The organism is Brevundimonas sp. (assembly GCF_027487935.1).
GTDB lineage: Bacteria > Pseudomonadota > Alphaproteobacteria > Caulobacterales > Caulobacteraceae > Brevundimonas.
In genome coordinates this window covers 29,463-53,260 of the sequence record NZ_JAIYCP010000004.1, presented here as the reverse complement: position 1 = coordinate 53,260, position 23,798 = coordinate 29,463, and the positions used below count along the sequence as shown (strand labels likewise).

Sequence of the window (23,798 nt, the reverse complement as noted above, 5' to 3'; positions counted from 1 at the left end):
AAGACGGATAAGTTGATAATTTGACACTGTCAAGATGAGGTCGTTTTGCTGGCGGACGGCGCTGTGAAAAAGGGTGCAGGATCGCGGCCGGACGATGTGCGCGCGGCGCTGGTCGCGGCTGCGGCCGCGCTGATCGAGGAGTTGCCTGAGTCCCAGGTCAGTCTGCGGGCAGTCGCGCGTCGGGCGGGCGTCTCCCACGCTGCCCCGGCCCATTATTTCCCGTCACGCGCCGACCTGATGGCCGCAGGCCTCGCCGAAGGCTTCGATGCGCTGACCGCCAGGATGCTGGAGCGGCGTGACGCGGCCGGCGATGATCCCTGGGACCGGCTGAAAGCCATCGGCCTGGGCTATATCGCCTTCGCACTGGAGCGGCCGAGGACCTATACGATGATGTTCCAGCGCGGCTACATCACCTCACCAGACAGCGTCCTGGCCCGGGCCGGAGATCGCTGTCAGGACGTTCTGACCCTGGCGGTCGCCGAGACCCGCCGCCCGGACGGTGTCGACCATGGGCTGGGCGTCGCCTTCGCATGGGTGACTGTCCACGGGTTTGTTTCACTGCTGACGAGCGGCAAGCTCGATTGCGACCCCGCCGAGGGCGTTGATCCGAATCCGGAGTTAGCTGATCGCCTGCTATCGCTGATGCGACCGGCCTTCGTCGACGGGTGAAGCCGCCAACGCCTGGGCCGCACCGGTGGCCTCAATCCGGACGGGAAGGGCGGTTTTCGACTTCGCGCGCCTTATAGGCCAGAAGCCCCGGGCAGACGCCCAGACTCTCGCCGCCGACATTGCCAGAATGGATATCGATCCGGTCCGGAAAGGCGGCCCCCTTCGGGGCCGCCATCGTCCATGTTTCAGGCGACGCTCAGCATGACCCCGATATGGGGCGGAGTCCGGCCGTTCAACATCTCGACATAGGCGTCCCTCACGGCTTCTGCCCCGCAGGTGTGCCGCACCTCGAGCAGTGACCGGGCGTCGGCCGCGACGCGCGCGCTGGCCTCGAGGGCCCGCTGCATCACCACCCCGGGCCCCCAGTCCTGCTCGCGCTTGGCGAACTGTGCGGGCGCGAAGAAGAAGGTGGGCCGTGCGCCTTGCGTCTCGCCCTTGTGCCGCTTGGCGTCCCAGTGGGTTGCGCCGACGATGGAGCTTAGGACCACGTCCTTGCCCAGATGGTCATCGACGGCCTGGATCACGGCACCGGACCCGGACATGTCTACCAGGGCGGTCGGTATGCCCGTCTCCAGGGCACCGATCTGGTCGTAGGTGATGACCCGGTCATACAGGCCAAGGCCGGTTGTGAACGCGACATTGCCCGGCGACGTCAGTCCGATGATCTCGAGGGTCCGGTCCGGTGCCTTGGCGAGCAGATGGGCGAGGCCGAAGGCGGTCTTGGACGAGGCGCTGCCGATCAGGACGCGGGTCGCACCGAAATTGGCGTTGTCTTCGAGATAGTCCGACAGAATGTAGGAGGTGGCAAAGAGGGGGAACAGCAGGCACCGCTCGTCACCCATGGCAGCGATCTCGGGCGGGTCCCCGGCGGTCCGGACATAGCGGTTGTAGAGGCCCGGCAAAGGCCGGCGATGTTCGGCGAAATCCGTGAAGGCACCGGCCGATACCTTGCCGGGCTGAAGCACGACATGGGAAGCCATGGGGAAGAAGCCATACAGACGCTCCCCTTCCGGAACCTCAGGGCAGTTGGAGGCGACCACGGTTCCGTAACCCCAGACCGGAACGACGCCCCAGTCCGCGTCCACGGGGAAGAAGCCCCAGTAGCCGATGAAGTCACCGGTAACGGCGTAGGTGATGTTGTTGGCCGTCAGGGCGAACCTGTCGACGGCGACCACCACTTCGCCGACGGCCGGGACCGGCAGCGGCCCGTTTACAATCCGCGTGGCTTGCAGGTCGTTCCTGCGCACCTGGATCTGGGTGATCACGTTCACGATAGGGCTCCGGTCACAATCTTGTCTGGCGAGAATATTATGTCATCCGGTGTGACGAAACAACCGAGGGGCTCTCAATGAACGCCAGCGCCGTCAGCCATCGGGCGATCCAGTCATAGTGGCGCGCCAGGGTATAGTCGTGTTTTTCTGGCGGCTTGTCGGAGCGACCACATCCGACCAGATCCACGGCCATGACCCGATAATCGGCATCGGCCAGGGCCAGGATTATCTTGCGGTAGAAACAGGTCCAGGTCGGATTACCGTGCATCAGCAGGATCGGTGGGCCATCCCGCGGGCCCTCGTCGACAGGGTGGATGCGTATGGGCGTCCCGTCCACCCACAGCCGGGCCGCGACCCTGCCAAGGCCATGGGTCGGCTACGACTTGCGCTTCCGGACTGGCGGCGGCACCAGTACCATCAAAGCGGTCATGTTGGCCTAAAGGGGATGCAAGCCTATGTCGCATACGGGACGTGAACTGCGGTCGATCGTTTCTGACGGCTTGCTCCGGCTGACACTCGAAGAGGTCGTGACCGGAGACCTGGCGCCTGATGAAATCGTCGTGAGGGTTGAGGCGGCCCCGATCAATCCGAGCGATCTCGGGCTGCTGCTGGGCCCGGCCGACATCGCGTCGATGCGCTCGCAGGGGTCCTCCGACCGGCCCGAACTGGCTTTCGACATTCCCGAGGCCAGGCGCGCCAGTGTGTCAGCGCGGCTCGGCCAGTCGCTGAGCGTCGGAAACGAGGGGGCCGGTACCGTCGTCGCGGCCGGCGAGCAGGCCCGGGACTGGATAGGGCGTTGCGTCGGCATGGTCGGGGGCGGGATGTATGCCGACCTCCGCAAGATCAGAACGCGCGATGCGCTCCCGCTTCCGAAGGGCGTCGCCGCGGCCGAGGGGGCGGCACTGACGGTCAATCCGCTGACGGCCCTTGGCTTTGTGGAAACCGCCCGCGCCGAAGGTCACACGGCGATCGTGCACACCGCTGCAGCGTCGAGCCTCGGCCAGATGCTGCAGAAGATCTGCACCAGCGACGGCATTCCCCTGGTCAATATCGTTCGATCTGCCGAACAGGTTCAGCTGCTGCGTGACATCGGCGCGAGCATTGTCCTCAACAGCCGTGACGCGGACTTCAGGGCGCAGCTCGTCGATGCGGTCAGTTCGACCGGCGCAACCGTCGCCTTTGACGCCGTCGGCGGGGGCTCGCTCGGCAGCGACATCATGCGTGCCATGGAGCGGGGCGCCGTCAATCGCATGACCGAATACAGCCGATACGGCTCGGCGAGCTTCAAGCAGCTCTACGTCTATGGTGCTCTGGATCTCTCACCTATGGTCCTGGATCGCCTGGCCTTCGGTTTTCAGTGGAGCGTGTCGGGGTGGCTGCTGACGCCGTTCCTGCAGAAAGCAGGGGCCGAGACCGTGATGCGCCTGCGCAAGCGCGTGTTTGATGAGCTGACCACCACCTTTGCCACCCACTACACCCGGTCGATCGGACTGAGCGAAGCCCTCGAACCTGAGATTCTGCGTGCCTACGAACGCAAGGCGACGGGTGAGAAATTCCTTATCAATCCGACGCTGAACTAGGCTGTTGCGCGGCGCTTGCGTTCAGATATCAGCCGGTATCTGCCCGCCCGGCTCGCGGAAGGCACGCTCCATGCCGACCGGACCAAAGCTGGGAAGTGGCGGACAGAGAGGGATTCGAACCCTCGGTAGGCTTTCACCTACACACGCTTTCCAAGCGTGCGCGATCGACCACTCCGCCACCTGTCCGTTTCCACGACATCGCCCAAGGGCCTTCGTAGCGCGCCGGAGGTCGATCCGGCGCGAGGCGAGGCTGATAGAACACCCGGACCCCCTCGGCAAGCGGCGCATGAGGCCCCATATGGAAGAAAGATCATTCGAACGGCCGCGTCGGATCGGGAAGGCAGAGCCTTCCGACCCGAGGGTCACAGGGAGCCTGCCATGTCATTCCAGAAATCCCATGAGATGCCGACGGCCGCCGAGGCTCTTCCGGGGCGGGTGACGCCCCTGCGTACCGACGAGGTCCACCATGTCAGCGGCCGCCCGTTGAAGGGGCCTCATCCCGAGGGGTTCGGGACCGCTATCCTCGGCATGGGCTGTTTCTGGGGCGTGGAGCGCATCTTCTGGCAGTTGCCGGGCGTTTGGGTGACCTCGGTCGGCTATTCGGGCGGGATTACGCCCAATCCGACCTATGAAGAGACCTGCACCGGCCGCACCGGCCATGCCGAGGTGGTGCAGGTGATCTTCAATCCGCACGAGATTAGCTACGGCGAGCTGCTCAAGGCTTTCTGGGAGAACCACGACCCGACCCAGGGCATGCGCCAGGGCAATGACGTCGGCACCACCTACCGCTCGGCGATCTACTGGCTGAGCGAGGGCCAGAGGGCCGAAGCGGAGGCGTCGCGGGACGCCTATCAGGCGGCCCTGACGGCGGCCGGGCGCGGGACCATCACGACCGAGATTGCCCCCGCAGGGCCCTACTATTTCGCCGAGGACTATCACCAGGGTTATCTGGCGAAGAATCCGGCCGGCTATTGCGGTATCGGCGGAACGGGCGTGGTCTGCCCTATCGGCGTAGGCGTGGAGGCCTGATCATGGACCGCGCGGGGGTCGGCAGAGTCTGCCTCGCCTTGCCGGCGGCGACGCTGGATCATCCGTTCGGCGACGACCACGACGCCTACAAGGTCGGCGGCAAGATGTTCTGCATGGTCGGCGGCGGCGGCAGCATCTCCTTCAAGGTCTCCGACATCGCCTATGAGGTGCTGACCGAAAGCGGCCAGGCCCGCCCGGCGCCCTATATGGCGCGGAACAAATGGGTGAACCTGGCGCGGATCGACGACTGGACCGACGATGAACTGGCCGAGCATCTGGCCATCGCCCACGGCATCGTGGCGGCGAAGCTGACGAAGAAGGCGCGGTCGGCGCTGGGTCTGACCTAGTTCGCGGGCCGCGCCTTCTCTTCCGCGATCCATCGGTCCATCCGCGCGTCCAGCAGGCCGAGGGGCAGGGGACCGTCGACCAGCAGGGCGTCGTGGAAGCGACGGATGTCGAACCGGCCGCCCAGTTCGGCCTCGGCCCGCGTGCGGATCGCCCGAAGCCGGATCTCGCCGATCTTGTAGGCCGTGGCTTGGCCCGGCCAGCCGATGTAGCGCTGCAGCTCGGTCTCGATGTTCAGTGGGGCGAGGGCAGAGTTGTCGCGGAAACAGGCGCGGGCCTGTTCGATGTCCCAGCCCAGCCAGTGGATGCCGGTGTCCGCTACCAGCCGGCAGGCGCGCCACATCTCGTAGCTGAGGCGGCCGAACCGCTCATAGGGGGTGCGGTAGAAGCCCATCTCCTCCCCGAGGAATTCGGCATACAGGCCCCAGCCCTCGACGAAGGCCGTGACGTCGACGCTGCGCCGGAAATAGGGGCCGTCTGCGGCCTCCTGTTGCAGGGCGATCTGCAGGTGGTGACCGGGGACGCCCTCGTGCAAGGTCAGCGCCGGCATCTCATAGAGACCGCGCTGGTTCAGGCTGGAGGTGTTCACCATATAGCCGCCGGCGACACCGTTCTCCATCGAGCCGGGGTTGTAGCGGCCGGTGGTGTAGTTGGCCTCGATCTCGCGCGGCACGGGGCGCACGCCATAGGGCAGGCGCGGCAGGGTGCCGAACAGGGCCGGCAGGCCGTCGTCGGCCCGTTTGGCCATCTCCGATGCCTTTTCCAGCAGGGCCTCGCGGCTGGTGACATAGAACTGCGGATCAGTGCGCAGGAAGGTCAGGAACGACGGGAAATCGCCGGTCCAGCCGGCGGCGCGCATCTCGGTATCCATACGGCCCCGGATACGGGCGACCTCCTGCAGGCCGATGGCGTGGACCTCGTCCGGCGTCAGATCAGTCGTGGTGTAGCCGCGCACCATATAGGCGTACATCTCGCGCCCGCCCGGACGGTGTACCAGGCCGAGGGTCTCGGGCGCGCGGGGCAGATAGTCCTCGCGCAGGAACCGCGCCCAGGCGCGTCGCTGTGGCATGATCCCGTCGGCCACGGCCCGGGCGGCGCGTGCGCGAAGAGCCGCCTGCTGGGCCGCCGGGATGGAGGCGGGCAGGGTCGCGAAAGGCTTGAGCAGCGGGTCGGCGTCCGGCGTCAGGGCCGCCTCGGGCTCGATCAGGGTCAGGGCGTTCTCGACGATGGAGCGGGACTGGACCATGCCGGTCTCGAGCCCGCGTCGGGCGTTGGCCAGCGTATCGACATAGGATTTCGGCATCGCCTCGAGCCGGGCGATCCAGGCTTCGGCGTCCGCGGCGGTGGCAATGCGGGTGACGTTGGCGACATAGGCGAGGTTCTGGCCGGGTCCACCCTCGGAGTTGAAGGCGTCGATCCGGCTGGTATCGAGCGGGATACGGTCCCGAGCGCGCTGCAGGACATAGGTCAGAAAGGCGTGGTTCAGTCGGTCGTCTTCACCCAGGCCTGCGGTGTCGATGCCGGCCAGGCGGTCGGCAAATCCCTTGAGCACGGGCTCCTGGGCCAGTTCGAAGGCGCGAGAGCCGTCGGGCAGGCGGGACAAGGCGTCGCGGTCGCCTTCCATTCCGGCATTGATCGGGTCAACGGCCCGCAGATAGGCCTCATAGTCTGTGAGGACTGCGGCCAGGGCCGGGTCCTGGGCGTTGCGGGCCACCTCGGTCCCGACCATTGTCGGGCTGGCGACTACAGGGGCTGCGGCGGCGAGCATGGCGACGGCGCTGACGGCGATGACGAGTTTCATGAAGTCCCTCTCCCGGATCGGGTGGGACTGCACCGGAGCAAAGCGGCCGCGTCAACCGCAGAAGGCAAAGAACCGTTCGATATTCGGTGCGGATTCGGGATGTGGAGCATAGGCTTGACGCTCGCCGTCCAGCCAGAGGGCCAGCCAGCCGACCTGGCGGAAGCGCTGGAAAACCGGTGCGTCCGCGTCCGCCTCGGCGGTCAGAAAGACCCCATCGTTCAGCTGGGACGGCTCTGAGTTGGCAGGAAAGCGTTCTGTCTCGCCGCCCGCCTCAATATGGATCTCGGGTTTGGCGTCCGGCGCACCAACGGCGCTCAGCGCCACCCGCCCTGCACCTTCGCTGCAATCCAGTCCCAGCCGCAGATCATCGCTCTCCGCCCGTCCATAGACCAGCCGGGCCTGTCCGCCGTCCAGGTTATAGAACCAGTCATGATCCGCGATGGGGGCAGGCGGACCGGATGAAGCGACGGCAGGGGGCGGCTCCGGCGGGCTTTCAACCGTCGCGCAGGCGGCCGCTGCCAGGGCCAGGCCTGTCAGGATGGTGAGGCGTGCGGCGCGCATAGAGGTCTCCGGCAATCAGCCCGCGCAAAGTTCCGCGAACCGGCGCAATTTGGCAAGATGGGGGGGAGGGATCTCGACCGGGCGACGCTGATCGCCGAAGACTATCGTCATCCGGCCGTCGACCGTGAAGGCGGCGAAAACCGGATGATCGGTTCGGAGAGCCAGCCGGGTGGCCCCCGGTCGACCCGGAGATGTTTCTGCCACAGCGGAAGCCTCGCCCGAAACCACCCGTGCCATACCGCTGATCGCCGTGCCCCCGTAAAGGGTCAGCCGCGCGACGCTCGTGCCCGGATCGCACTCCAGGGTCGTGCGCAGACTGGCACTGTCGGGGATTTCATGTGCCAGAACCACCGGCTCCGCGTCAGCGTAGAGGGCCCAGGTCCAGCCGCTCGCCGTCGGCGGGTTCTGCGTGGCCAGGGCCAGGATGACGAACAAGCCGATCATGGCTCAGCCCCTGCTGAAAGTTTCTGCCACTGTTGTGGTCAGACATGGACGGAACCGCAATAGGCGAAACACAGTCGTTCTGGCGGTGTGCGGCGACACTGGCAGGCCGATCCGGCTGGTGGGTCAAACTGCGTGAAAGGGATCGCCACGACCCGTGCCGAAACGCGGCCATGCACTGGCGGTTCCTGAGGCAGGCCGGATGTATGCCCGGCCAGATCTAGGCCGTGATCAAATCATTGCGCACTTGGCGAACGGCGTCGGCAGACCCAAGGCCCGGGCCGGGCTGAGGCAAGCTTCTGTCCGCGACCCGCCTAGAAGGGACTGAACTGCTCCACCAGTGACTGGGCAGCCGGTGTGGCCTGCACACGGCTGATGTCTCCCCGACCGCCGTAGCTGATGCGGGCTTCCGCGATCTGGGTGTGGGCGATGGTATTGCCCGAGCTGATGTCCTCGGGCCGCACGATGCCTGCGACGGTCAGTTCGCGCACCTCGCGATTGGTACGCACTTCTTGCCGGCCCTGTATGATCAGATTGCCATTGGCCATCACGTCCGTGACGACGGCGGCAATGGTCAGGCTGACCTTCTCGGACCGGTTCACGGATCCGGAACCGTTGGCGTTTGACGCCCCTTCCAGGCTGACCAGACTGGCCGGGTCGAAGCCGTCGGGGAAGGCTCGGCCGAGGCTGTTCTCCAGACCGAAGAAATTGGTGATGCCACCCGAGATGTCATTGGTTCGGCTGCGCGCTGTCGAGTTCTGGGTTTGGGCGCGGTCGTCGATGTCGATATTGACGGTGAGGATGTCGCCGATGCGGCGTGCACGCTGATCGCCGAAAAAGGTGCGGGCCCCGGCGCGCCAAAGGCTGTTGGCGCTGGCGGCACGGTCCGCTCGCTGTTGCTCCGGCGAGGGCAGATAGGCCTGACTGGTCGGCATCAGGGCCGCTGGATAGCCGATGGGAGCCAGCTCCGGTCCCCGCACCGCCTCGACGGCGGTGGAGCAGGCTCCGAGGCTCAGGGCGGCGACGATGACGGTCAGGACGTTACGCATGAAACCTTATCCCTCTATCGGGCGGCGAGCTGTTGGGTTGCGCGGGCTTGCTGGGCAGCCGGGCCGGCGAGGGCTTGTCCGGGTCCGGTCGCCACGGCGTCGATGCTTCGGCCGGATTGCAGGTTACGAACGACCAGCGGCTGACCGGCGGCGGCGTTGCCTTCGGCGCGGCCGGTGACGGTGACGCGGACTCCGCCGACGACATAGGCGACCTCGACCATGTCGTTGCGGGTGATGACACGGTCGGCAAAAGTGGCTCGGCCGGGCTGGAGACCTGCGGTCACGGCGGGTGCCACACTGGCGGCGGTTGCGGGTGATCCGGGGGCAGGCGGGGCGGTTGTCGGTGCGGCGGTGGCGTTGCGAACGACGACCCGTCGCAGCCCGGTCGGATTTGCCCAGGCCAGACCCGACTGGCGCGCAAGGCTTTGAAGTTGTCCGGCCTCGAAGACGATGGAGGGGCCGACACGCGTCCCGACCAGCACGTCCGAAGCCGAACCGGCCCCGTCGAAAAGGTCGCCCAGGGTGACACGGCCATCGCTGTCGACCGGATTGGCTTTCAAGGTCACGGGGCCGGCCACTGCGGCACCGGCAACCATCAGGGCCGCAATGGTTCCGAAGATCAGGGACTTCACGATTTCACCTGCGCGCTGACCGACAGCATCTGGTCCGCTGTGGTGATGACCTTGGAGTTCATCTCATAGGCGCGCTGGGCAATGATCAGGGCGCTGATCTCGGCCACGGCGTCGACGTTCGATGCCTCGGTATAGCGATGCAGCAGCTGGCCGAAGCCGACATCTCCCGGCGTGCCGACATTGGCCGCGCCCGAGGCGGCGGTTTCCATCAGCAGGTTGTCGCCGATCGCCTCCAGCCCAGCCTCGTTGAAGAAGCTGGCCAGTTCCAGCTGGCCCACGATCGACGGCTCCGTGGTGCCGGCGGTAATGACCTGGACCTGACCCGACTTGGAGATCGAAACATCGACCGCGTCCTGCGGGATCGAGATGTTGGGCTGCACGGCATAGCCGTCGTCCGTGACCAGCTGGCCTTCACCGTTGAGGGCGAAATTGCCTGCGCGGGTGAAGGCGGTCTCGCCGGACGGCAGCAGGATCTGGAAATAGCCGCGCCCGTCGATCGCGACGTCGTACAGGCCACCGGTCTGTGTCGGCGAGCCCTGCTCGGTGATCCGGTAGACGCTGCCGGCCTTGACGCCCGCACCGATCTGGATGCCGGTCGGGACCACGGTGCCCTGGCTGGACGACTGGGCCCCCATGCGCTCGACGTTCTGGTACAGCAGGTCCTGAAATTCGGCTCTTTGGCGCTTGAAGCCGACCGTGTTCATGTTGGCGATGTTGTTCGAGATGACCTCGACGTTCAGTTGCTGGGCTGCCATGCCCGAGGCTGCGGTTCTGAGGGCGCGCATGTCTCAGTGTTCCCTTTTAAGCCCGGCCCAGCCGCTCAACGGCGCGGCGTGACAGGTCGTTGGTGCCTTCGATCATCCGCGTGACGCTCTCATAGGCGCGCTGGATCTCGATCAGATTGGTAATCTCGAGGATCGGATTGACGTTGGAGCCTTCCAGCATGCCCTGACGGACGCGGGCGTCGGTCGCCTCGATGGGAACGGCGTTGGAGGCGTTCCGGTAAAGGCCGTCTCCGCCCTTTTCGAGCGCGGCCAGGGCATCGAAGCGAACGATGGAGATCCGGCCAACCGGGTTGCCGTTCTGGCTGATGGTACCGTCCGGGGCCACGGCGGGCTCACCCAGTGAGCGGTCCAGAATGATCTCGCCGCCGTCGCCCTGAACGGCCGCGCCGCCTTCGGTCGTCAGCCGGCCCTCGGGGTCCAGGGTGAAGGCACCGTCACGGGTATAGGCCTCGCCGACACCGTCGTTGAGCTTGAAGAATGCGCCTTCGCCTTCGATCGCGAAGTCCAGATTACGGCCGGTCTGCTCCAGCGCACCCTGGCCGTAATCGCGGCCGATGCCGCTATCCAGCACGAAGCTGACACCGGGCCGGATGAAGGCGTTCCGGGCCCGCTCTCCGATCTCTTCACCGACCAGCAGTTGCTCGACCTTGAAACCGGTCGTGTCCGCATTGGCGATGTTGTTGGCCACGATGTCGAGCTCGCGGCGTAGTGTCATCTGGCGTGACAGTCCGACGTAGGCGGCGTTTTCCACAAGGCGGCTCCTTTCCCCGATCTCCACGCAATGGTCGTGCCAGGAGGGTTAACCCAGTGCTGGCGGGGCTTTGGCCGGTTTGGACGTCCGGTTGACCCGGCAGGAATTGCCGGTTCTTAGCGGCTCGTTAACCAAAAAACGTTCCTATGGTTCGAGAGATTCTTGGGGCGTGGTCCATGTTCAAATTTGGCAAGAAGAAGGGCGCGAAGGAGGGCGAAGATCAGGCCGCCGACGTGCCTGCCGTTTCGGATGGATCCGCCGCCGAGGGCGAGGACGGTGCTGCGCCGAAGAAGAAGAAACTTCCCTTGCTGTTCATCGTCATTCCGGTCGCCTTGCTGGTGCTGGGCGGCGGTGGGGGTGCGGCCTTTTTCATGATGCAGCCCAAGCCGGATGCGGCGGCCAAGGGTGATGATCACGGTGCCGAAAAGAAGGGCGGTCATGACAAGAAGGCCGACAAAAAAGGCGGTGACCATGGTGCCGCTGCCGGTCCTGAGGATGGTTCACTGGGCGTGATCGCCGAGGGGCCCGATGGAGTCACCTTCCTTACCCTGCCCGATATAACGGTGAATATTCAGTCCGCTGACGGTCGCCCGACCTTCCTGAAGCTGAAGCTGACGCTCGAGACCAAGGACGCGGCTGTCGCCGAGCACCTGCAGGCCGAGATGCCGCGCCTCCAGGATATGTTCCAGGGGTTCCTTCGCGAACTGCGTCCCGAGGACCTCGCCGGCTCCGCCGGCAATTTCCAGCTGCGCGCCGAGATCCTGCGCCGTGTCAATCTGGTCGCCTCGCCGGGCAAGGTGGACGCTGTGCTGATCGAAGAAATGCTGGTGAGGTAGGGATGACCGACGCGGCTTTCGCCGAAAGCGCCGACCCCTTTGCGGACGATGCCGAGGCAGAAGACGCGCGCCCGTCGTCCCTGTCGGAACGGGTCCTGAACCAGGATGAGATCGACAGTCTCCTCGGGTTCGATCTCGGCGAGGCGGACGATGCCGAGCGCACCGGCATCCGCGCCATCATCAACTCGGCCCTCGTCAGCTACGAGCGGCTGCCCATGCTCGAGATCGTCTTTGACCGCCTCGTGCGGTTGATGACGACCTCGTTGCGTAATTTTACCTCGGACAACGTCGAGGTCAGCCTCGACAACATCTCCTCGATCCGCTTCGGCGACTATCTGAACTCGATCCCGCTGCCGGCCATTCTGGCGGTTTTCCGGGCCGAGGAACTGGACAACTACGGACTGCTGACGGTTGATTCCAACCTGATCTATTCCATCGTGGACGTCCTGCTCGGCGGGCGTCGCGGCACGGCAGCACTGCGGATCGAGGGGCGGCCCTACACCACCATCGAACGGGTTCTGGTCGAGCGGATGGTCGAGGTCGTGCTGGCCGACGCCCGGGCCGCATTCGAACCCCTGACGCCGGTCCATTTCAGCCTCGATCGGTTGGAGACCAATCCCCGCTTCGCCGCCATCGCCCGCCCGGCCAATGCTGCGATCCTGGTCAAGCTGCGGATTGACATGGAGGACCGGGGTGGCCGCATCGAGCTGCTTCTGCCCTACGCCACGCTCGAGCCGATCCGGAAGATGCTGTTGCAGCAGTTCATGGGTGAGAAATTCGGCCGCGACAACATTTGGGAAGGCCACCTCGCCACCGAGCTCTGGACCACCGAAACCGAGGTGCGCGCGATCCTGGACGAGCAGCAGCTCCCGCTTTCGAGGGTTCTCGACCTGAAGGTTGGTGACACCCTGATGCTCAATGCGACACCGGATTCCGACATCTCGGTCCGGTGCGGCCAGATACCGGTCACGACCGGCAAGATGGGTCGCAGGGGCCAGCATATCGCCGTGCGCATCGAGGGGCCGATCAGTATGGAGGCCGCGACCAGCCTGACAAAGGGAAAACGCTGATGACCGGAATGATCCTCGACGGCGTCCTGATGCTGCTGCTGGTAGCGGCACTTGGCTATGGTGTGCGGCTGGAGAAAAAGCTGTCCGCCCTCCGTACCGGCCAGCAGGCCTTCGCTTCTGCGGTCACCGAACTCAACGCAGCCGCCGGACGGGCCGAGGCCGCGCTCGCCAACCTGCGCGCTTCGGGCCAGGAAACAGACCTTCTGCACGATCGCATCGTCAAGGCGCGGGAGATCAAGGCCCAGCTGGAAAGCCTGATCGCCCGGGCCCCGGTCACCCCGACAGCCGCCGTTCAGGAAGTTTCGAAGCCCGTGCTGGTCGCCGCGCGTCCACCCGTTGCTGTTACGGCTGAAGACGAGCGGGCCCTGCGGATGGCCGCTCTGGCGGAACGCATCCAGGGGTTTGCCCCCTCCAACCGGGCTGCCGAGCCGGTCGCCGCCATTCTCGGTGCCCTGAACGCCGGCCGATCCGCTAACCAGGCTGCGAAGCAAAGCCTAAACCAATCCCGCCGCAATCTGGACGAAGATCTCTTCGCCGCCTGAATCCACTGTCCTGCCCTGGGGCCGGTGCCTGGCACCCTGCGACCCGAGGGCTCTTTCGAGTAGCCGAACATGAGCAAAATCCCCCGCCTGCTGCCTCTGATCGCCGTCGCCATCGGCGGGGTGGTGCTGGTGCGCGCCGTCGGCGTTGCGCCCGGCGTCTTCGAGGGCGCGAAGGCCTGGGCGCAGGAGGCTGTGCCCGCCGGAGCAGCGGCCGCGGCCGCGGCCCCGGCAGCCGCTGCGGCGATCTGCGCGCTGACGCCAGAGCAGCTGGCCCAGCAGGCAGGGATTTCGCCGGCTGAGCTGCGCATCATGCAGTCGTTGTCGGCGCGTCGGACGGAGCTGGATGCACGCGACGCCGATCTCGCATCGATGCTGCCCCTTCTGGCGACAGCCGAGCAGAAGCTGGACGCCAAGGTCGCCGCCCTTGAGGCGGTGAAGGCCGAGGTCCGTGTTCTTCTCGGGCAGGTCAGCGAGCAGGAAAAGGCCGAGAATGAACGGATGGTGGCGGTCTATTCCGCGATGCGTCCGCGTGAGGCCGCCCGTGTCATGGCTACACTCGACGATGATGTTCGTTTGCCCGTCGCTGCGGCCATGCGCCCGCGTTCGCTGGCCGCGATCCTGGCCCAGATGGACCCCGCCGAGGCACGTAGCCTGACCGAAAAGCTGGCCCGGCGGTTCGAGGCGCGTCAGCAGCTGGCGGCGCGCGCGGCGGCAGCGTCTGCGACGACCGGGCCTGCAGCGGGGGCGGCTGCGCCGACTGCTGCCCCGGCGGCCGCGCCGGCGGCGGCCCCGGGGGCAACGGCCCGGCCGAACGGCGAGACACCGGCTCCCGCTCCGGCAGCGGCCGCTCCGGCACCCGCCCCGGCTCGTGCCAACCGTCCGGCTGCGCGGCGTCCGGCAGCCCGTCCCGCGGCCCGGACGCCTGCGCCCGCACCGGCTGAGCCCCAGGGCGAAAGGCCCTATGCGCCTGCGGGCCCGGCACAGGCGACGCCGGCTCCGCCGCGGCAGTCGGTGGAGTAGCGCGCTTCAGCCTTTCCGCTTTCGGGCGACAAGGCAAAAAAAGAGGCCGCGTCCCGGGGGGCGCGGCCTCTGGTCTTTGCGCGCTGGGTTGCGCCTATTCGATATCTTCGTTCAGGAGGCCGACCTTGAAGAAGCCGTTCTCCTGCAGGGTGTTCATGACTTCCATGAACTGATCGTAGGTCACGTCCGGCTGGGCGCGGACGAAGACGCGCTCTTCGCGGCAGTCGGTGGCGACGGCCAGGGCCGTGCAGACGTCGGCGGCCAGGGTCTCGATCGTGGTCTGGCGATCGGCGAGGAAGATCGAGCCGGTCTCCTGGATGGTGATGTAGACCGGTTCCTTGACCTCCTCGGGGTTTGCCGGCGGTTGTGCCGGCGGCAGGTCGAGGCGGATCGAAACGGTCGCCATCGGGGCCGCGACCATGAAGATGATCAGCAGCACGAGCATGATGTCGACGAACGGCGTGACGTTGATGTCCGCGTTCTGCTCGATCGTCTTGCCGCCCTGGCCGGCGGGTCCGGAAAGCTTGGAGCCCATGTGTCACTCTCTCCATCGGGCCCGGCGCGATCGCGGCGAGCGCAAAATATGACGTTCAGATCGTCTCTTGGCGTCCCGGAACCGGCTTGTAAAGCGGGTTCAGGCCGGTTGGGGTTCCATACGCCCGGGATTGCTCAAAATACCCCTGTCAGGCGAGCGAGTCAGCCTTTCGCCAGTGCCAGGAAGCGATCCTTCAGGGCAGCGTCCGTCTTGAAGTCACCGGTGAAGCGGGTGGTGATGGTGGAGACGTGGCGGTGATGCACGCCGCGGGTGGTCATGCACTGGTGTTCGGCGTCGATCATGATGGCCACGCCGGCCGGCTGCAGGTTTGATTCGATCGCCTCGGCGATCAGCTGGGTCAGGGTCTCCTGCGTCTGCAGGCGACGAGAGAAGATCTCGACCACCCGTGCCAGCTTGGAGATGCCGACGACCTTTTCGCGCGGAATATAGGCGACATAGGCCTTGCCGATGAACGGGGCCATGTGGTGCTCGCAATGGCTCTCGATCTCGATGTCGCGCAGCAGGACCATGTCGTCATAGCCCTGCACATCCTCGAAGGTCCGCGACAGTTCCTTGGCCGGATCAGCGTCATATCCTTCGAACCATTCGCCGTAGGCATCCACCACGCGCTTGGGCGTGTCGCGCAGACCCTCGCGGTCCGGATTGTCGCCGGCCCAGGCCAGCAAGGTGCGGACGGCTTTCAGGGCCTCGTCACGGCTGGGGCGTTTGGACGGATCGTTGTCGCCAACCAGAACCGGCTTGACGGGGATGAGGCTCATTCTGGATCTCGACGCTGTTCGCTTGTGCTTGTGGACCGCTATATGGGACGGCGGGTCAATCCAGCAAGGATTCCGGGCCCGCAAGAAAACTGAAAGTCGTCGCTTCCCCATGCCGCTGGTTCTCCACGACACCCTGTATCGAGAAAAGCGGGTTTTCACGCCCCGCGACCCCGACCGCGTAACCCTCTACGTCTGCGGTCCGACGGTCTATGACTTCGCCCATATCGGCAATGCACGGCCGCCGGTGGTGTTCGACGTGCTGGTGCGCCTGCTGCGCCGGACCTATGGCGCAAACAAGGTCATCTACGCCCGCAACGTCACCGACGTGGACGACAAGATCAACCAGAAGGCCGCCCGCGAGGGCACGCCGATCGGCGAGGTCACGGCGCGCTATGAGGCCGCCTATCTGGAGGACATGAGCCGGCTGAATGTGTCGCCGCCGGATATCGCGCCGCATGTCACCGACCATATGGACGCGATCGTCAAACAGATCGGCGCGATCATGGATCAGGGCTGCGCCTATGCCGCCGAGGGCCATGTGCTGTTCGACGTCTCGTCTTACGAGACCTACGGCCGGCTGTCGGGGCGCAACCTCGACGACATGATCGCCGGGGCCCGGGTCGAGGTCGCGCCCTACAAGAAAAATCCGCACGACTTCGTGCTGTGGAAGCCGTCCAAGGCCGACGAGCCGTCCTGGCCATCGCCCTGGGGCGAGGGGCGTCCGGGCTGGCATATCGAATGCTCGGCCATGATCGAGGAGACGCTGGGCCTGCCGATCGATATCCACGGCGGGGGGATCGACCTGGTGTTTCCGCACCATGAAAACGAGATCGCCCAGGGCGTCTGCGCCCATGGCCACGCCCATTCCCCCGACGCCTATGTCGAGTACAGCCGCTACTGGATGCACAACGGCTTTCTGACCGTCGACGCGGAAAAGATGTCCAAATCGATCGGCAATGTCCTGCTGCTGCATGATCTGGTGCAGACGATTCCGGGCGAGGTCGTCCGCTGGGCCCTGTTGAGTGCCCACTACCGCCAGCCGCTGGACTGGAATCAGGCGCTGCTCGACCAGAGCCGCAAGGCGCTGGACCGGCTTTACGGTGCGCTTCACCGCGCTGCCGCCGTCGAGGCCAATGGCGATGAGCCGGCCGCGGACTTCCTTGCCGCCATTGAGGACGACATCAATACGCCGGGCGCCATGGCGACCCTGTTCGCCCTGTCCAGCGAGATCGAACGCGCCATGACGGCGGGCGATACCGGCGTCGCCGGCCGGGCCAAGGGTGAGCTGATCGCCGCCGGCGCGATCCTCGGCGTGCTCCAGGCGACACCGGCGGACTGGCTGGAAGGTGAGGTCTCCGGTGATCTGCGGACCGAGGTCGAGGGCCTGCTGGAGCAACGGGCCGCCGCCCGCGCGGGCAAGGACTGGGCCGAGGCCGACCGCATCCGCGACCGGCTCAATGCCCTGAACGTGGTGGTCATGGACGGTCCGCAGGGTGCGACCTGGCGGGTCAGGGGATAGGGCGCGCCGGGTTAACACCGGTCATGTGGAAACACGATGCTCAGCCTCACCCAGGAACACAGGGTCCACTCATCGGCGGGCCGTCACCGGCCGCTTTCGACCCTGAGGAGCCCTTGGGTATGTCTGCGCTCGGCAGGAAGGCAAGGCCCGTCAGGTGGCGCGTGAGTTGCCGATCTTGTTGGCCGGCAGATTGCGCCGACTGAATCGGCTCACATTCATCTCGTCATCGACGAGAGAATCTTACCTGACTTTGCGGCGGCGCGACGTGCGAGGTGGTAAAGCCGGGCAGCGCCTTCATCGTGGCGCACAACCACTTCCGTCTCTTCTCCGTAGGTCTGCTTCAAGAAGTCGTGGATCAGCTCTTCAGCTTCCTGTCTGGGCTGAATGATCTCTGCGCTCAGAGGACACTCGGTGCGGCTGTGATAGGTCGCGTAGACCTTCCCTTTTTCCTCGAAGATGTTTCCGATCGTATACGGGTAAAGCGCACAATCCATCGGCCGATCGGCATGGATCGAGCACCCCATGTCCCAATTCGGGCAGGGTCCCCGTCCGTTTGACGACAAGCGATAAACGCGACCGGCTCGCGCGATCGACAGATGGTCTGACCGTCCTGCGAAATGACGTTGATACTCGGCTTCATTCAGAAGAAGGCCGTGCAGGTCCCGACAGCAGTTCTGGTCCACCGTACATCTGAGGCAAGGATTTGTCATAGGCTCGCACTACCGGGGACCATTGCTCCGGAACGATAGACCACAAAACCCTGATAGAAACGTCAATGGACGAGAGAGCGGTGCCCTCGAGTGGGCGGGGAAACCGCCGGTGATCCTCCGGGCAGGGTCAGGTGGTGCGTTCCGCTTCCCAGCCATCACCGACGTCCTGACGGTCCGCTTTCGGCCGTCTCGCTCCACCGCTTGTAGCCGCATCGGCCGACAAGAACTGGTTAACCACGTTTGTTTAGGCTGCGTTTGGTTCCGGCTTCCTATCGTCGTTCGGGTCCTGTCAGGAGACGTCCTCGCAAATGCCGCTCAAGCTGTCGCTGAAGCCCGGCGAGAAATTCGTCCTCAACGGCGCCGTCGTCCAGAATGGCGACCGGCGGGGCGTACTGATCCTGCAGAACAAGGCGTCGGTCCTGCGCGAGAAGGACATTCTCCAGCCCGAGGATGCCAACACCCCGGCCAAGCGCGTCTATTTCCCGGTCATGATGATGTATCTGGACGAGACCGCAGCGGCCAAGGTCTATGACGAGTTCGCTCTACGGCTCGGCGAGTTCATGGGCGCGTCCCGCAATCCCGAAATTCTGGCGGCCTGCGTCGCAGCTTCGCGCCATGTGATGGCGCGCGAGCACTACAAGGCGCTGATGGCGGCGCGAAAACTCGTTGAGTATGAGGAAGGTCTGGCGAATGTCGCTACAGGCGTACAAGACAGCGGCAGCCAGGGCTGAATCTCCGCGCGAGATGGAGTACCGGCTGTTCGGGGAAGTGACCCGGGCGCTGATGCACGCCTCGACCCTTGAACCGACAGAGATCTCTGCGCGGATCGATGCGCTGGACTGGAACCGGCGGCTGTGGTCGACGCTCGCGACCGACTGCTCCAACAAGGACAATGTCATGAGTCCGGGGCTCAAGGCCCAGATCATCTCCATCAGCCTGTTCGTCAGCCGTCACTCTTCGGAGATCATGCGGGGCGAGGATGATTTCGAAACCCTGATCGAAATCAACCGGATGGTCATGCAGGGGCTGGCAGGTCCAGGGCCGGGCGCGCAACAGGCGGCCTGACGCGCTACGGCTCCGGCGCGCACCGTTTCATCACAACGGACACGACAGCGGGCGGCGGGGCTAGAACAGGCCAGTGACCCACTGGATGGTCGGCCCCAGCGCCAGGCTGACCAGCCCCCCGGCGAGCCAGATGAACAGGCAGACGCCGGCCACCCCTGCCCAGCCGATCAGCACCACAATGCCGTCGCGCTGCATCAGTCCGAATCCGAATGTCGAAATGATCAGGGCGGGGACCAGGTTTCCGCCCCAGATCGGCAGCACCAGAATGCAGGACAGCAGGACGGTGACGATGCCGATCAGCACCTCCGAGACCGGGCTGGTCATCGCCGGCAGCCGGGGTCTGGACAGACGTTCGACCTGTTTGAAGCGGATCAGGACCTTTTTCACACCGTTGCGATAGGTTTCGCGCTCGATCGCGCGCCGTAACGCCCAGCGCGGCAGCCAGAGCTGCTCCTGCCGGATCACGAGCTGCAGGCCCATCAGAAGCAGGGGAGCCCCAAGGACCGTCGTCGTTCCGGGGATGATGCCGATGGCGATGTTGAGCAGGCCGAAGAACAGCATCAGGGCCCCGAAGCCGCGCTCGCCGAAGGCGTTCACCAGCTCACCGAGATAGAGCTTCGGGTCCTCCCTGGCCCCGATGTCCTCGATCACCTGGGAGAAGGTCCGGCTGTCGCTATGATAGTCGTAGTCGGGCATCTGCGACGGGGGTCCGGGGCGGGGATGACTCGATCTAGGCCGGTAGATGGACGCGCGCCACTTAACAAACGTCAATCCTGGCGGTGCAGCGCATCCGCATCCGTACCTGAAGGTCAGGCGCGAGCGGGATGCGGCAACTAGCCGCCCAGCAATTCCCGTCCGATCAGAAACCGCCGGATCTCGTTGGTGCCGGCACCGATGTCGTAGAGCTTGGCGTCGCGGACCAGACGCTCGACCGGCCATTCCTTCGTATAGCCCGCCCCGCCGAGCGCCTGGACGGCCTCGAGGCTGACCTTCACGGCATTCTCGGAGGCCAGCAGGATGGCCCCGGCGGCGTCATAGCGGGTGGTCTTGCCCTGGTCGCAGGCGCGGGCCACGGCATAGACATAGGCGCGGGCGCTGTTCAGGGCCACGTACATGTCGGCGACCTTGGCCTGCATCAGCTGGAACGATCCGATCGGCTTGCCGAACTGTTTGCGCTCGCGGACATAGGGCAGGACCACGTCGAGCGCCGCCTGCATGATGCCCAGCGGCCCGGCCGCCAGCACGGCGCGCTCATAGTCGAGGCCGCTCATCAGCACGCCGGCACCGCCGCCGACGGGGCCCATGACGTTCTCTTCCGGGACCTCACAGTCCTCGAACACCAGTTCGGCGGTGTCCGAGCCGCGCATGCCCATCTTGTCCAGCTTCTTCGAGACGCTGAATCCCTTCATGCCCTTTTCGATCAGGAAGGCGGTGACGCCGCCGTTGCCTTCGCCGGTGCGGGCATAGACCACCAGGGTCTCGGCGTGCGGCGCGTTGGTGATCCAGAATTTGGTGCCGTTCAGGACGTAGCGGTCGCCCTGTTTCACGGCCTGGGTCCGCATCGACATGACGTCCGAGCCGGAACCGACTTCCGACATGGCCAGTGAGCCGACGTGTTCGCCCGAGATCAGGCCGGGCAGGTATTTCTGTTTCTGGGCTTCGGTGCCCCAGCGGCGGATCTGGTTGACGCACAGGTTGGAGTGGGCCCCGTAGGCCAGGCCGATCGAGGCAGAGGCGCGGGACACCTCCTCCATGGCCACGACGTGTTCGAGGTAGCCGAGGCCGAGGCCGCCGTATTCTTCCTCGACGGTGATGCCGTGCAGGCCCAGCTCGCCCATCTCGGGCCAGAGCTCGCGCTTGAAGGCGTTGGTCTCGTCGATCTCGGCGGCCAGGGGGGCCAGACGGTCGGTCGCCCAGCGGGCGGTGGTCTCACGGATCATGTCGGCGTTTTCGCCGAGGCCGAATTCCATGGATTGGGGGGCGTTGGGAATGCTCATGGGCGCGGAGGTAGCACCGCCCGCTCTCGCCGGAAAGTCAGTCCGGCTTGCCCCACCGCACATAGAGGTTCCACGACGACACGCCGACGCAAATCACCCCGATCAGGGCGAGGGCCCAGGCGATGACGGTCGTCTCGCCCATCGGTGAGGGCTGTTCCACGGCCAGACGGAAGGCGGCGGCCGAGGCCCCGCAGGCGGCCAGGCCCACACCGCCCATGATCAGAAAGGCACCGGTCTCGCTCCAGTCAAAGCGGCGAGGCCCGGCCGGTTCAACCTCGTGGCGCAGGACAGAAAGGGTCGGTTCGTCCTCGAACAGGCCGGTTTCCTCAGCGGAAGGAACCGGGTCGCGCTGGTCCGACGGCCAGACCGGACGCTCGGCCTCGATGAAGTCGGCCTCGGTGGCGGGGGTCAGGACCAGTTCGGACTCCATCGCCGGGAAGGGCGAGGGCAGGAGGGCGGTAGACACCAGCGGGATGACGGGACCGGTGTCTGTGGGCTCGGGCCCGGGCTGAGGCTCGGGCTGAGGCTGAGGCTCCGGCTCTGGCTCGGGTTGAGATTCCGGTTCCGGCGCGGCTATCGCCGGCTCGGGCTGGGCCGGGAAGACGGGCGCGACGACCGGTGCTTCGACCGGATCCCGGGGCGCAAAGCCCGGCAGGGGGCCGATGATGGGGGCCGCATAGGGGGAATAGCGATCCAGACTGACCCGCGCGACGCCCTCCGCAGGCTGCAGGACCGGAGGTTCAGGGGTGGACGTCGCGGGGGGCGGCGTCGGATCCGGTTCGGCGGCCTCCGGCCCGGCCGACGGAAGGGGCGCGGCCAGCAAGGCTGCGAGGGTGACCGGTGAGGACGGGTCAGCAACGAACAGGGCCCGCTCGGCCGAGCGGCGGCGCAGGCGTGCGTCCACGGAGATGTCTTCCGGCCACCCGATCAGGGCGTCCGCGGCCTGTATGGCGTGACCCTCGTTCAACCTCTGAAGGACATCGGATGCAAGGAAGCGGTCCACACCGACCGAGATGGCGAAGCTGGCCAGGGCGTCAAATTGATGCTGGTTCAGCGGGCTGTGAACCTCTTCGTTCAGCGCCTTCACGACCGGCAGGAGATCATACCGGAGCAGCAATTCCGCATCGGCCTCGGCGACGGTCAGACCCTCGCGGGCCGAGGCGGTATGGCCATAGCCGATGACCCAGCGGCCGTCCTCCCGCTGCGTGGCGCGCGGACGAAAGCCCTCAAAGCTCTTGATGAGGACGATCCCTTCGCGGGAGACCTTCAGACGGGTTGTGGGCGTTTCGGACACGGATTGACCCAAATCGAGACGGGCGCGCTCGCCCGACCGGGGAACCAGCAAGGGACACGCCGTTCTACAGCAGGACGAGGGTGGCGAGACCGAGGAAGATCAGGAAGCCGAAGAAATCCGTCGTCGCCGTCACGAAGACGGCGGAGGATACGGCCGGGTCGAACTTCAGCCGTGACAGGGTCAGGGGCGTCAGGACCCCGACGGTGGCCGCGACCAGCAGGTTCAGCACCATGGCCATGCCGATCACGGCGCCGATGCGCCAGTCCTGGAACCAGAGGCCTGCGGCCGTCCCGATCAGCGGGGCCAGCACCAGACCATTGGCCAGGCCGACAGCCAGCTCGCGGCGGAAGGTGCGGGCGGCGTTGGAGCTGTTCAGCTCACGCGTCGCCAGGGCGCGAACGGTCACGGTCAGGGCCTGGGTGCCGGCATTACCGCCGATGGCCGAGACGATGGGCAGCAGGATCACCAGGGCGACGATCTGGGCGATCGTGACCTCGAACCATGAGATGACGATCGAACCGAGTACGGCGGTACCGAGATTGACCGCCAGCCAGGGCACGCGGCCGCGCACGATCTCGGACACGGACGAGCCACGGTCCTCGTCGGACACACCCGCGAGGCGCAGGATGTCCTCGCGGTTCTCTTCCTGGATGATGTTGACGATGTCATCGACGGTGATCTGACCGACCAGCCGGCCCGCCGCATCGACGACCGGGGCCGAGATCAGATGGTATTTCTCGAAGATGTAGGCGACTTCTTCCTGGTCCTGGTCGACGGCGATCGCATTGACCGGCTCCATGAGGTCGACGAGGGCCGTCGTGCGTGGCGCGCGGAGCAGGCCGCTGACCGACAGGCCGCCGACCGGCTTGTTGGAGGGATCCACGACATAGATGTCGAAGAACAGCTCCGGCAGGTCCTCGCCCTGTTTGCGGATGTGATCGATGGTATCGCCGACGTTCCAGAACGACGGCGCGGCCATGACCTCGCGCTGCATCAGGCGGCCGGCGGAATCCTCATCGTAGCGCAGCGAGCTCTCGATCGCGGCGCGATCGACCTCGGGCATGGCGGCCAGCACCTTTTCGCGCTGATCGTCTTCCAGGTCCTCGACCACCAGGGCGGCGTCGTCGGAGTCCAGCTCCTGCAGGGCCTCGGCGAGGGTCAGGTGCGGGACGCGCTCCAGGACCTCCTCGCGGATATTGTCGTCGAGTTCGGGCAGGGTTTCCGCCAGCAGGTCGGGCGGAAGCCACAGCACGACGACCGCGCGGTGTTCGGCGGTCAGGAAACCCATCAGATCGGCTACGTCGGCCGGGTGCAGATCTTCCAGCAGGGACCGCAGCTTCAGCCCATCGCCGGCGTCCGAGGCGTCGACGACCTTCTCGACGAAGGCCGCCGTCAGCACATAGTCCTCGTCGAGGGCGATGTGGTCGATTTCAGTCCGGGAGGCGACGGGCAGGGGGGCGTCTGCGGTTTTGCTCACGCTTGGCCTCCCCTGTTTTCAGATCAGCTGTCGCCGATGT

Annotated in this window: 28 protein-coding genes and 1 tRNA gene; 11 read left to right on the top strand and 18 right to left on the bottom strand. The window is 65.8% G+C overall.

What is annotated here, in order from left to right:
* The first annotated feature begins 63 nt into the window (after positions 1 to 63).
* Complete coding sequence (locus tag Q0053_RS01910; protein WP_298095239.1) at positions 64 to 669, top strand: TetR/AcrR family transcriptional regulator; 606 nt, start codon at positions 64 to 66, stop codon at positions 667 to 669.
* A gap of 31 nt (positions 670 to 700) precedes the next feature.
* Here the strand turns inward: Q0053_RS01910 and Q0053_RS01905 are convergent, their stop codons facing one another.
* The 3 genes from Q0053_RS01905 to Q0053_RS01895 are packed head-to-tail and all read right to left on the bottom strand — an operon-like array spanning position 701 to position 2,277.
* Complete coding sequence (locus Q0053_RS01905; RefSeq protein WP_298095236.1) at positions 701 to 844, bottom strand: hypothetical protein; 144 nt, start codon at positions 842 to 844, stop codon at positions 701 to 703.
* Positions 845 to 854: 10 nt separating this feature from the next.
* On the bottom strand, positions 855 to 1,940 hold the full coding sequence (locus Q0053_RS01900) for a DUF2855 family protein (protein ID WP_298095233.1): 1,086 nt from the start codon (positions 1,938 to 1,940) through the stop codon (positions 855 to 857).
* Positions 1,941 to 1,977: 37 nt separating this feature from the next.
* Entirely contained in the window at positions 1,978 to 2,277 is a 300-nt protein-coding gene (locus Q0053_RS01895) for an alpha/beta fold hydrolase (protein ID WP_298095230.1), read from the bottom strand.
* A gap of 118 nt (positions 2,278 to 2,395) precedes the next feature.
* Between Q0053_RS01895 and Q0053_RS01890 the strand changes: the two genes are divergently transcribed.
* Positions 2,396 to 3,520, top strand: coding sequence for an NADH oxidase (locus Q0053_RS01890; protein ID WP_298095228.1), 1,125 nt, complete (start codon positions 2,396 to 2,398; stop codon positions 3,518 to 3,520).
* 96 nt (positions 3,521 to 3,616) lie between these two features.
* Here Q0053_RS01890 and Q0053_RS01885 read toward each other — a convergent pair.
* Positions 3,617 to 3,706, bottom strand: a tRNA-Ser gene (locus Q0053_RS01885).
* 192 nt (positions 3,707 to 3,898) lie between these two features.
* Between Q0053_RS01885 and msrA the strand changes: the two genes are divergently transcribed.
* Together msrA and Q0053_RS01875 are read left to right on the top strand one after the other, a co-directional pair.
* Positions 3,899 to 4,549, top strand: a complete 651-nt coding sequence (msrA, locus tag Q0053_RS01880) for a peptide-methionine (S)-S-oxide reductase MsrA (protein ID WP_298095225.1) — start codon at positions 3,899 to 3,901, stop codon at positions 4,547 to 4,549.
* 2 nt (positions 4,550 to 4,551) lie between these two features.
* Positions 4,552 to 4,896, top strand: a complete 345-nt coding sequence (locus tag Q0053_RS01875; RefSeq protein ID WP_298095222.1) for an MmcQ/YjbR family DNA-binding protein — start codon at positions 4,552 to 4,554, stop codon at positions 4,894 to 4,896.
* On the opposite strand, the gene Q0053_RS01870 is transcribed toward Q0053_RS01875, so the two are convergent.
* The 7 genes from Q0053_RS01870 to flgF all read right to left on the bottom strand — a co-directional run bounded on the left by Q0053_RS01870 (position 4,893) and on the right by flgF (position 10,914).
* Positions 4,893 to 6,695, bottom strand: a complete 1,803-nt coding sequence (locus tag Q0053_RS01870; protein ID WP_298095219.1) for a DUF885 family protein — start codon at positions 6,693 to 6,695, stop codon at positions 4,893 to 4,895. The two genes, Q0053_RS01875 and Q0053_RS01870, sit on opposite strands and share 4 nt — an antisense overlap.
* Positions 6,696 to 6,746: 51 nt before the next feature.
* Complete coding sequence (locus Q0053_RS01865) at positions 6,747 to 7,256, bottom strand: hypothetical protein (RefSeq protein WP_298095217.1); 510 nt, start codon at positions 7,254 to 7,256, stop codon at positions 6,747 to 6,749.
* 15 nt (positions 7,257 to 7,271) lie between these two features.
* Positions 7,272 to 7,700 carry a hypothetical protein gene (locus Q0053_RS01860; RefSeq protein WP_298095214.1) on the bottom strand — a complete coding sequence of 143 codons (429 nt, stop codon included), beginning with the start codon at positions 7,698 to 7,700 and terminating at the stop codon, positions 7,272 to 7,274.
* 311 nt (positions 7,701 to 8,011) lie between these two features.
* Positions 8,012 to 8,746 carry a flagellar basal body L-ring protein FlgH gene (flgH, locus tag Q0053_RS01855; protein ID WP_298095212.1) on the bottom strand — a complete coding sequence of 245 codons (735 nt, stop codon included), beginning with the start codon at positions 8,744 to 8,746 and terminating at the stop codon, positions 8,012 to 8,014.
* A gap of 14 nt (positions 8,747 to 8,760) precedes the next feature.
* Positions 8,761 to 9,378: a flagella basal body P-ring formation protein FlgA gene (locus Q0053_RS01850; protein ID WP_298095209.1), complete on the bottom strand. Its 618-nt coding sequence runs from the start codon at positions 9,376 to 9,378 to the stop codon at positions 8,761 to 8,763.
* Positions 9,375 to 10,163: a flagellar basal-body rod protein FlgG gene (gene flgG / locus Q0053_RS01845; RefSeq protein WP_298095208.1), complete on the bottom strand. Its 789-nt coding sequence runs from the start codon at positions 10,161 to 10,163 to the stop codon at positions 9,375 to 9,377. Before flgG ends, Q0053_RS01850 begins: the two co-directional genes overlap by 4 nt.
* A gap of 16 nt (positions 10,164 to 10,179) precedes the next feature.
* Positions 10,180 to 10,914 (bottom strand): flagellar basal-body rod protein FlgF, encoded by a 735-nt coding sequence (flgF, locus tag Q0053_RS01840; protein WP_298095205.1) that lies wholly within the window; start codon positions 10,912 to 10,914, stop codon positions 10,180 to 10,182.
* Positions 10,915 to 11,090: 176 nt separating this feature from the next.
* Here flgF and Q0053_RS01835 point away from each other — a divergent pair, with 176 nt between their 5' ends.
* From Q0053_RS01835 to Q0053_RS01820, 4 genes are all read left to right on the top strand, one after another.
* Positions 11,091 to 11,750 (top strand): flagellar basal body-associated FliL family protein, encoded by a 660-nt coding sequence (locus Q0053_RS01835; protein ID WP_298095202.1) that lies wholly within the window; start codon positions 11,091 to 11,093, stop codon positions 11,748 to 11,750.
* Between the two features lie 2 nt (positions 11,751 to 11,752).
* Positions 11,753 to 12,820: a flagellar motor switch protein FliM gene (gene fliM / locus Q0053_RS01830; RefSeq protein ID WP_298095201.1), complete on the top strand. Its 1,068-nt coding sequence runs from the start codon at positions 11,753 to 11,755 to the stop codon at positions 12,818 to 12,820.
* A complete protein-coding gene (locus Q0053_RS01825) occupies positions 12,820 to 13,362 on the top strand; it encodes a DUF6468 domain-containing protein (RefSeq protein ID WP_298095198.1) in 543 nt (180 codons plus the stop codon). The genes fliM and Q0053_RS01825 overlap by 1 nt, the downstream gene beginning before the upstream one ends.
* Positions 13,363 to 13,431: 69 nt before the next feature.
* Positions 13,432 to 14,382, top strand: a complete 951-nt coding sequence (locus Q0053_RS01820; protein WP_298095197.1) for a hypothetical protein — start codon at positions 13,432 to 13,434, stop codon at positions 14,380 to 14,382.
* Between the two features lie 94 nt (positions 14,383 to 14,476).
* Here the strand turns inward: Q0053_RS01820 and Q0053_RS01815 are convergent, their stop codons facing one another.
* The gene (locus Q0053_RS01815; RefSeq protein WP_298095194.1) at positions 14,477 to 14,917 is read right to left on the bottom strand and encodes a biopolymer transporter ExbD; all 441 of its coding nucleotides are present in this window, start codon (positions 14,915 to 14,917) and stop codon (positions 14,477 to 14,479) included.
* A gap of 161 nt (positions 14,918 to 15,078) precedes the next feature.
* The gene (gene folE, locus Q0053_RS01810; RefSeq protein WP_298095192.1) at positions 15,079 to 15,696 is read right to left on the bottom strand and encodes a GTP cyclohydrolase I FolE; all 618 of its coding nucleotides are present in this window, start codon (positions 15,694 to 15,696) and stop codon (positions 15,079 to 15,081) included.
* A gap of 109 nt (positions 15,697 to 15,805) precedes the next feature.
* On the opposite strand from folE, the gene cysS reads away from it, so the two are divergent.
* Complete coding sequence (gene cysS, locus Q0053_RS01805; RefSeq protein ID WP_298095189.1) at positions 15,806 to 17,215, top strand: cysteine--tRNA ligase; 1,410 nt, start codon at positions 15,806 to 15,808, stop codon at positions 17,213 to 17,215.
* 215 nt (positions 17,216 to 17,430) lie between these two features.
* Here cysS and Q0053_RS01800 read toward each other — a convergent pair whose 3' ends face one another.
* Positions 17,431 to 17,739 carry a hypothetical protein gene (locus tag Q0053_RS01800; RefSeq protein ID WP_298095186.1) on the bottom strand — a complete coding sequence of 103 codons (309 nt, stop codon included), beginning with the start codon at positions 17,737 to 17,739 and terminating at the stop codon, positions 17,431 to 17,433.
* A 494-nt stretch (positions 17,740 to 18,233) separates the two neighbouring features.
* Here Q0053_RS01800 and flbT point away from each other — a divergent pair, with 494 nt between their 5' ends.
* Both flbT and flaF read left to right on the top strand, forming a co-directional pair.
* Positions 18,234 to 18,656 (top strand): flagellar biosynthesis repressor FlbT, encoded by a 423-nt coding sequence (flbT, locus tag Q0053_RS01795; protein ID WP_298095184.1) that lies wholly within the window; start codon positions 18,234 to 18,236, stop codon positions 18,654 to 18,656.
* Positions 18,616 to 18,990, top strand: a complete 375-nt coding sequence (gene flaF / locus Q0053_RS01790) for a flagellar biosynthesis regulator FlaF (RefSeq protein WP_298095182.1) — start codon at positions 18,616 to 18,618, stop codon at positions 18,988 to 18,990. Before flbT ends, flaF begins: the two co-directional genes overlap by 41 nt.
* 60 nt (positions 18,991 to 19,050) lie before the next feature.
* Here the strand turns inward: flaF and Q0053_RS01785 are convergent, their stop codons facing one another.
* The 4 genes from Q0053_RS01785 to mgtE all read right to left on the bottom strand — a co-directional run bounded on the left by Q0053_RS01785 (position 19,051) and on the right by mgtE (position 23,758).
* Positions 19,051 to 19,686: an exopolysaccharide biosynthesis protein gene (locus tag Q0053_RS01785; RefSeq protein ID WP_298095180.1), complete on the bottom strand. Its 636-nt coding sequence runs from the start codon at positions 19,684 to 19,686 to the stop codon at positions 19,051 to 19,053.
* A gap of 137 nt (positions 19,687 to 19,823) precedes the next feature.
* Positions 19,824 to 20,987 carry an isovaleryl-CoA dehydrogenase gene (locus Q0053_RS01780; RefSeq protein ID WP_298095177.1) on the bottom strand — a complete coding sequence of 388 codons (1,164 nt, stop codon included), beginning with the start codon at positions 20,985 to 20,987 and terminating at the stop codon, positions 19,824 to 19,826.
* A 37-nt stretch (positions 20,988 to 21,024) separates the two neighbouring features.
* Positions 21,025 to 22,281, bottom strand: coding sequence for a lysozyme (locus tag Q0053_RS01775; protein WP_298095175.1), 1,257 nt, complete (start codon positions 22,279 to 22,281; stop codon positions 21,025 to 21,027).
* Positions 22,282 to 22,345: 64 nt separating this feature from the next.
* Complete coding sequence (mgtE, locus tag Q0053_RS01770; RefSeq protein WP_298095172.1) at positions 22,346 to 23,758, bottom strand: magnesium transporter; 1,413 nt, start codon at positions 23,756 to 23,758, stop codon at positions 22,346 to 22,348.
* Positions 23,759 to 23,798 lie beyond the last annotated feature (40 nt).

Bases quoted from the DNA above. Each gene is read 5' to 3' on its own strand.
- Q0053_RS01905 (WP_298095236.1), bottom strand. From the start codon at position 844: ATGGCGGCCCCGAAGGGGGCCGCCTTTCCGGACCGGATCGATATCCAT.
- Q0053_RS01890 (WP_298095228.1), top strand. From the start codon at position 2,396: ATGTCGCATACGGGACGTGAACTGCGGTCGATCGTTTCTGACGGCTTG.
- msrA (WP_298095225.1), top strand. From the start codon at position 3,899: ATGTCATTCCAGAAATCCCATGAGATGCCGACGGCCGCCGAGGCTCTT.
- Q0053_RS01875 (WP_298095222.1), top strand. From the start codon at position 4,552: ATGGACCGCGCGGGGGTCGGCAGAGTCTGCCTCGCCTTGCCGGCGGCG.
- Q0053_RS01870 (WP_298095219.1), bottom strand. From the start codon at position 6,695: ATGAAACTCGTCATCGCCGTCAGCGCCGTCGCCATGCTCGCCGCCGCA.
- Q0053_RS01865 (WP_298095217.1), bottom strand. From the start codon at position 7,256: ATGCGCGCCGCACGCCTCACCATCCTGACAGGCCTGGCCCTGGCAGCG.
- Q0053_RS01860 (WP_298095214.1), bottom strand. From the start codon at position 7,700: ATGATCGGCTTGTTCGTCATCCTGGCCCTGGCCACGCAGAACCCGCCG.
- flgH (WP_298095212.1), bottom strand. From the start codon at position 8,746: ATGCGTAACGTCCTGACCGTCATCGTCGCCGCCCTGAGCCTCGGAGCC.
- flgG (WP_298095208.1), bottom strand. From the start codon at position 10,163: ATGCGCGCCCTCAGAACCGCAGCCTCGGGCATGGCAGCCCAGCAACTG.
- Q0053_RS01835 (WP_298095202.1), top strand. From the start codon at position 11,091: ATGTTCAAATTTGGCAAGAAGAAGGGCGCGAAGGAGGGCGAAGATCAG.
- fliM (WP_298095201.1), top strand. From the start codon at position 11,753: ATGACCGACGCGGCTTTCGCCGAAAGCGCCGACCCCTTTGCGGACGAT.
- Q0053_RS01825 (WP_298095198.1), top strand. From the start codon at position 12,820: ATGACCGGAATGATCCTCGACGGCGTCCTGATGCTGCTGCTGGTAGCG.
- Q0053_RS01820 (WP_298095197.1), top strand. From the start codon at position 13,432: ATGAGCAAAATCCCCCGCCTGCTGCCTCTGATCGCCGTCGCCATCGGC.
- Q0053_RS01815 (WP_298095194.1), bottom strand. From the start codon at position 14,917: ATGGGCTCCAAGCTTTCCGGACCCGCCGGCCAGGGCGGCAAGACGATC.
- folE (WP_298095192.1), bottom strand. From the start codon at position 15,696: ATGAGCCTCATCCCCGTCAAGCCGGTTCTGGTTGGCGACAACGATCCG.
- cysS (WP_298095189.1), top strand. From the start codon at position 15,806: ATGCCGCTGGTTCTCCACGACACCCTGTATCGAGAAAAGCGGGTTTTC.
- Q0053_RS01800 (WP_298095186.1), bottom strand. From the start codon at position 17,739: ATGGGGTGCTCGATCCATGCCGATCGGCCGATGGATTGTGCGCTTTAC.
- flbT (WP_298095184.1), top strand. From the start codon at position 18,234: ATGCCGCTCAAGCTGTCGCTGAAGCCCGGCGAGAAATTCGTCCTCAAC.
- flaF (WP_298095182.1), top strand. From the start codon at position 18,616: ATGTCGCTACAGGCGTACAAGACAGCGGCAGCCAGGGCTGAATCTCCG.
- Q0053_RS01785 (WP_298095180.1), bottom strand. From the start codon at position 19,686: ATGCCCGACTACGACTATCATAGCGACAGCCGGACCTTCTCCCAGGTG.
- Q0053_RS01780 (WP_298095177.1), bottom strand. From the start codon at position 20,987: ATGAGCATTCCCAACGCCCCCCAATCCATGGAATTCGGCCTCGGCGAA.